This window comes from Streptomyces sp. NPDC104581, from assembly GCF_055583685.1.
This window is the reverse complement of the sequence record NZ_JBVJNN010000087.1, coordinates 1-5,185: the sequence shown is the minus strand read 5'-3', so window position 1 is coordinate 5,185 and position 5,185 is coordinate 1. Positions and strand designations below refer to the sequence as shown.

The window sequence follows — 5,185 nt, the reverse complement described above, 5'->3', positions numbered from 1 at the left end:
ACACTCCACACCCACCACACCCCCCTCACCTGGCCCACCACCCCCACCACCTCCCGTCACCACCCCACCCTCCCCACCTACGCCTTCCAACACCATCACTACTGGCTCAACGACACCCCATCGGCCAAGGACCTCACCTCCGCGGGACTGACCACCACCGACCACCCGCTCCTCGGCGCGACCGTCGAGCAGGCCGAGAGCGGCGGCACGCTTCTCACCGGGCGATTCGCCCAGGCGGACCATTCCTGGGTCGGCGACCACGTCATCCTCGGTGCGACCGTCCTCCCCGGGACCGCCCTCATCGATGTGGTCATGCACGCGGCGCAGCACGTCGGGTGCGACACGATCGAGGAGCTGACGCTCGAAGCGCCTCTCGTGGTCACCGAGAAGGACACGGTGCAGATTCAGGTCGCTGTCGGTGCTCCGGACGAGACCGGCGGTCGTTCGCTCGTCGTGTACTCGCGACAAGCGCTCACCCCGGCCGGCGAGCCCTGGTCACGCCATGCGCGCGGTCGGCTGATCACCGAACCCCTCGCCACGCCCGCGGACTTCGACTGGCTGCCCGCCGGTGGCCAGCCGCTGCCGCTGACGGACGCGTACGACATGCTGGCTCTCCGGGGCTATGAGTACGGCCCGCAGTTCCGGGGGCTGACGGCGGTCTGGCGTTCGGGCGACGACGTGTTCGCCGAGGTGCGGCTGCCGGACGGCGAACTCGACTCGGCCGACGCCCCGTTCGCCGTTCACCCGGCTCTCTTCGACGCCGTTCTTCACGCAACCCTGCTCCACGGTCTCGCTCCCGAATCTCCTGATGATTTGCAGGACGGTCTGCGCCTGCCCTTCGCGTGGTCCGGCGTGCGTGTCCATGCTGTCGGGGGCTCGGTGGTCCGGGCCCGAATCCGCTCCGTGGACGACGACACCGTCTCCCTCGCCCTCACCGACGAGGTGGGCAGGCCCGTCGCGTCCGTCGATACGCTGACCTTCCGTCGCGCGTCTGCCGCTCAGCTCTCTTCCGCCCGGTCGAACGCCGACGTGGCCGCTCACTACGTCGTGGAATGGAACACGATGGCGGGCGGTGTCTCCCAGCCCGCCCCGTCGCCGGATTCATGGGTGAGTGTCGGCGCGGCGGCGGCCGGACTCCCGGCGGACACGGCTCTCTACGCGGACATGGCCGAGCTCGGTGCGGCAGTCGCGGGAGGCGCCGCCGTACCGGAGTTCGTATCGCTCACCGTTCCCTCCGGGACCGCCGATGACTTGGCGGACGCGGCGAATCGCACAACGCAGCTGGTTCTGAGGGAACTTCAGGTCTTCGCGGCGGACTCCGGACTCGTGGACGCGACGCTGGTCGTCGTGACGCGGGGCGCGGTGGCGGCGGGGGAGGGGCAGCTGCCAGGTCTCTCGGCGGCACCCGTGTGGGGTCTGGTCCGCAGCGCCCAGGCCGAGAACCCGGGCCGCTTCCTGCTGGTGGACCTCGATCCGGAGGCCGTTGAGGAACCGCACCCGCGCTTTCTCGCCTCTGCTGTACAGAGCGCCGTCGCGGCCGGCGAGCGGCAGCTCGCCCTGCGGGGCGAGACGGCCCTCGTGCCACGCCTCGTGCGTCTCGACCTCGCTCCGGAGCAGCCGGAGAATCCCTGGGACGGCGCCGGTACCGTCCTGATCACCGGCGGTACCGGAGCGCTCGGAGCGGCGGTCGCCCGTCATCTGGTCGTACGGCATGCCGTCCCGAGTCTGCTGCTGGTCGGCCGCCGGGGGCCGGAGGCCCCCGGCGCCGCCGAACTGCAAGCGGAACTAAGGAAGTTGGGAGCGGAAGTCAGCGTCGCGGCATGCGACACCACAAGCGTTGACGCGCTGGCCGCGCTGCTTGCCCAGGTCCCCGACCCCTATCCGTTGACGGGTGTCGTCCACGCCGCAGGTGTTCTGGACGACGGTCTGATCGACACCATGACACCGGAGCAGCTCGAACGCGTACTGCGCCCGAAGGTGGACACCGCGACGCACCTGCACCATCTGACCCGGGACCTGGACCTGTCGGTCTTCGTCACCTTCTCGTCGGTCTTCGGCGTGCTGGGCAACGCGGGGCAGGCCAACTACGCCGCCGCGAACTCCTTCCTGGACGCCCTGATGCAGCACCGCCGTGCCGCCGGGCTGTCGGGTACGTCGCTGGCCTGGGGGCTCTGGGACACCGAATCGGGCATCACCCGTCACCTCAACGCGGGCGATGTGGCCAGGATGGAACGCAACGGCGTACTGGCGCTGGCACCCGAGGACGCCCTGCCTCTGCTCGATTCGGGCTGCGCCAGCGGCAACGCCCTTGTGGTACCGACCCGTTGGAACCTCACCTCGCTGCGCGCCCAGGCGGCCTCTGGTCAACTCCCGCCCGTACTGGGCTCGCTCGCGCCTTCTTCGGCCGGACGCCCCGGCACCGGGGCGGGCCGCCAGGGGACACGTAACCCTTCGGCGTCGCTCACCGTCCGGCTGATCGGTCTGGACAAGGCCGAGCAGGAGAAGCTGATTCGCGGCCTGCTCCGTACCGAGGTCGCCACCAGCCTCGGACACGTGTCGCCCGAACAGGTCGACCTGGCGGACAGTTTCAAGGCCCTCGGGTTCGACTCGCTCACATCGGTCGATCTGCGCAACCGGCTCAGTTCCAGCACAGGTCTGCGACTCCCCGCCACGCTGCTGTTCGACTACCCGACACCCGCCGCGCTCGTCGAGTACGTGTGGTCCGCCGCCACCGAGGCGGCGGCCACCGCGGTCGCCGGGGGAGCCGCCGTCGCGGTGACCTCACCCCGGTCGGACGACGAGCCGATCGCGATCGTCGGCATGGCGTGCCGCTTCCCCGGCGGGGTGACCTCGCCGGAGGACCTGTGGCGACTGGTCGCCGAACACACCGATGCCATCAGCGAGTTCCCGACCAACCGCAACTGGAACCTGGAGGAGCTCTACAGCCCCGATCCCGACCACTCCGGCACCTCCTACACCAGTGAGGGCGGCTTCCTGCACGACGCCGACGCCTTCGACGCCGCGTTCTTCGGGATCTCGCCGCGCGAGGCGCTGGCGATGGACCCACAGCAGCGGCTGCTGCTGGAGACGGCATGGGAGACGCTTGAACGCTCGGGCATCGACCCCAGCTCGCTCAAGGGGAGCGCCACCGGTGTCTTCGTCGGCGCGATGTACCACGACTACGCACACTGGGCCGAGCAGGCGCGGGAGAGTGCCGAAGGCTTCGCGCTCACGGGCACGTTCGGCAGCATCATGTCCGGCCGGATCGCGTACAACCTGGGACTCCAGGGCCCCGCGCTGAGCATCGACACGGCGTGTTCGTCGTCGCTGGTGGCGCTGCATCTGGCGTGCGAGTCGCTGCGCAAGGGCGAGTCGTCGCTCGCGCTGGCCGGCGGAGTCGCGGTGATGTCGACGCCGAACACCTTCGTGGAATTCAGCCGGCAGCGCGGGCTGGCGCCGGACGGCCGGTGCAAGCCGTTCGCGGCCGGTGCGGACGGCACCGGCTGGTCCGAGGGTGTCGGGTTGCTGCTGGTGGAGCGGCTGTCGGACGCCAAGCGCAACGGGCACCAGGTGCTTGCGGTGGTGCGGGGTTCGGCAGTGAACCAGGACGGTGCGTCGAATGGATTGACCGCGCCGAACGGTCCGTCGCAGCAGCGGGTGATCCGCCAGGCGCTGGCGAACGCCGGGCTGTCGGTGGCGGACGTGGACGCGGTGGAGGCGCACGGGACGGGTACGAGGCTGGGTGACCCGATCGAGGCGCAGGCGTTGTTGGACACCTACGGCAAGGATCGTTCACCTCAGCAGCCGCTGTGGTTGGGGTCGTTGAAGTCGAACATCGGCCACGCGCAGGCGGCTGCCGGTGTGGGCGGTGTGATCAAGATGGTCATGGCGATGCGGGAGGGCGTGCTTCCTCGCACCCTGCACGTGGATGAGCCGACGCCGCATGTGGACTGGTCGGCGGGGGCCGTTGAGCTGCTCAGGGAGAACACTCCGTGGGCGGTGGGGGAGGATCGGCCGAGGCGGGCGGGTGTGTCCTCGTTCGGCATGAGCGGGACGAACGCGCACGTCATCCTGGAGCAGGCACCGACAGCTGAAGTCACCGAGCCTGAAACCGAGTCCGACCCTGAGACCGGGGCTGGAGTGGTGGTGTGGCCGGTGTCGGGTCATACCGCTGAGGCGCTGGCCGCGCAGGCTTCCCGCTTGCACGCACACCTGACCGCGCATCCGGAGATCACGGCCGGGCAGGTGGCGCGTGCTCTGACCACGACCCGTGCGGCCCTCAGCCACCGGGGCGCGGTCGTCGCGACCGAGTACGCGGACCTGATGGAGGGCCTCGCCGCACTTGGCACCGACACCCCCAGTGCGCATGTGGTCAGCGGGGTGACACGGCCGCAGGGCAAGACCGTGTTCGTCTTCCCCGGCCAGGGCGCCCAATGGCCCCTCATGACCGCCGACCTCCTCTCGACGGAACCCGTCTACGCCCAGTCCATCGAAGCCTGCGCCCAAGCGCTCGCACCGCACATCGACTGGTCCTTGCGCGAGGTCCTGAACGACCCGACCGGGGCGTTGCTGGAGCGTGTGGACGTCGTTCAGCCCGCCCTGTTCGCCGTCATGGTGTCGCTGGCCCGGCTGTGGGAACACCACGGCACCCGACCCGACGCGGTCATCGGTCACTCACAGGGCGAGATCGCCGCCGCGCACATCGCCGGCGCCCTGACCCTGGACGACGCCGCGAAGATCGTCGCCCTGCGCAGCAAAGCCCTCACCTCGCTCACCGGGCGGGGCACTATGGCCTCGGTCACGCTGCCCCACGAAGTCGTCGCCGAACAGATCGCCGGATACGGCAGCCTGTCGGTCGCGGTCATCAACTCCCCCACCCACACGGTGATCTCCGGCACCACCGAGGACATCCACACCTACCTCGACCAGTGCACCGCCGCCGATGTCCAGACCCGGCTGCTGCCCGTCGACTACGCCTCCCACAGCCCCCACGTCGAAGCACTCAAAGAACAACTGCTCACCGTCCTCGCGGACATCACCCCCCAGACCGCCCAGATCCCGTTCCACTCCACCACCCACCCCACCCACGGGCCCACCGACACCACCACCCTGACCCACACCTACTGGTACGACAACCTCCGCCAACCCGTCCACTTCCACACCACCCTCACCCACCTCAACAACA

1 protein-coding gene is annotated in these 5,185 nt (G+C 69.8%); it reads left to right on the top strand.

Going from position 1 to position 5,185, the window contains the following annotated elements; genetic code table 11:
- The coding region (locus ACZ61E_RS32470) for an SDR family NAD(P)-dependent oxidoreductase (RefSeq protein WP_469703996.1) at positions 1-5,185 on the top strand (5,185 nt) is incomplete at both ends.